At 59.0% G+C, this 1,743-nt stretch carries 1 protein-coding gene and 1 pseudogene; both read right to left on the reverse strand.

Translation table 11 applies throughout. The features are described from left to right. Nucleotides 1–392: pseudogene (locus Q0288_RS07090) on the reverse strand (branched-chain amino acid ABC transporter permease); the annotation flags it as partial. 83 nt (nucleotides 393–475) lie between these two features. Then, the gene (locus Q0288_RS07095; protein ID WP_299429136.1) at nucleotides 476–1,639 is read right to left on the reverse strand and encodes an ABC transporter substrate-binding protein; all 1,164 of its coding nucleotides are present in this window, start codon (nucleotides 1,637–1,639) and stop codon (nucleotides 476–478) included. Nucleotides 1,640–1,743 lie beyond the last annotated feature (104 nt).

A 1,743-nucleotide genomic window follows, 5' to 3' on the forward strand; every position in this document is an offset into this window, starting at 1 on the left:
GCAATGGTGGAGCCTTGATATGCGGTCGAGACCACCCGTGTATCCGCGCCAAACAACAGCAAGGCGATATTTTGCAGGGCCACCGAGATCCCGAAGGTCAGCAGCATCTGATTGAGTTCTGGCGCAGCCAGCACCGGCCGTATCAGGCCATAGTAGGTGATGGCGCCGACTAGAAAAAGCACGATGGCCGCCAGACCCAAAGAGAGGATGGGGTCAATGCCCGCACTCACAAAAAGCAGATAGGAGACAAAGGCTCCGATCATGGAGAACTCGCCGTGGGCAAAGTTGACAATGCCCACCACGCCTACCGCCAGGGCCAGCCCGCTGGCCACCAGGGCATAGATGCCGGCAGCCAGGATGCCGTTGATGAGGGTTTGCAGAAGTAAATCCATAGGACTTGCCGATAGCCAGTAGCTCATAGCGGATAGCAAAAGGGTTTTGGGCTATTAGCCATCAGCTCTTGGCTACGAGCTTTTTAGTAGTTGCCAGGGAAGCGCAACGGACGCGCAGCGCGGTTGGCCGGGAAGACCGGACGACGCGAACCTTCCAGGTACTGGAACTGTAGCCAGATGCTCTGGTTGAAGCCCTGGAACCTGGTTCTACCCGTATCGGAGGGCTTAAACGAGAGGGGGCCGAAAGGTGTGTCCATCTGCACCCTGGCCAGCTCGGCGGCAATGCGATCCTTGTCGGCGGAACTGGCGGCTTCAGCCGCACGGCCCAGGCTCAGGGCAATCACATAGCCCATGGGGGCCATGTATTCATCGGTAATTTCATTGAACTTGCGGCGGTACAGGTTTACAAAGCGCCGGCTTTCGTTGTTGGCCACCGAGGGCAGCCAGGCCGTCATGCCTGCGATGTCGTTGGAGAGCCTGTTCTTTTCAAATCCCAGGGGCCAGGCCGGAGGTGCGCCATAAATCAGTTTGGGCTCGAGGCCCACCTGGCGGGTCTGGGCAGCGATGGGCAGGGCGTCTACGTCGTAGCCGATCCAGTACAGGATGTCCGGGCGGAAGGCTCTGAAGCGGGTCAGGATGGCGGTAAAGTTGCCCGAGCCCGACTTGAAGGGTTCGGCCTGTACGGTGTAGCCCTGGTTTTGCAGTTGCTGGCGGTAGGTTTGAATTCCCGCTGAACCAAAAGGCCCATCCTCGTACAAAATGGCTACCCGGCGGGCGCCTTCATCGTAAAGATGTTTGAAGAAGCCCAGGGCAGCCGCTACGTTGTGGTAGTCCCAGGGGTGGTAGTGGAAGAAGCGCCCATAGTCGCTAAAAGCCTGCTCGACCACGCTGCTGGCTGCGCCGATGCACAAGAACAAGGGCTGGTACTGCTTGACCGGCCCCGAAAGGGCAAAGGTCACCCCCGAGGACAACCCCCCGATCACGATGTCTACGCGGTCAACCGTCATCAGCTTGGTCAGGGCCGGCACTGCGGCAGCAGGAGCGTTCCCGTCGTCCACCACCACCAGCTCTATTCTGACCTTTCCTCCAGCATTTACCTGATCCACACCGAGCTGCACCCCATTGAGCGCAGCCTTGCCTGCTACGGTCGAGATAGGCAACAAGACTCCTACCCGTACCGTGGTTTGGGCCAGCGCAAGGCCGGCCAGGCCAAAAACTACCAGCAGAACCACCAGAACTTTTCTCATACCTTCCTCCTATAAACCAAATTATTCAGCCACCCCTTTCCCCCTCGACGGGGGAAAGGGGCCGGGGGTTTGGGGGTGTAGATCCTGACCATCTGCTGCCGAAC

The sequence above is a fragment of the uncultured Meiothermus sp. genome, assembly GCF_937863175.1.
GTDB lineage: Bacteria > Deinococcota > Deinococci > Deinococcales > Thermaceae > Meiothermus.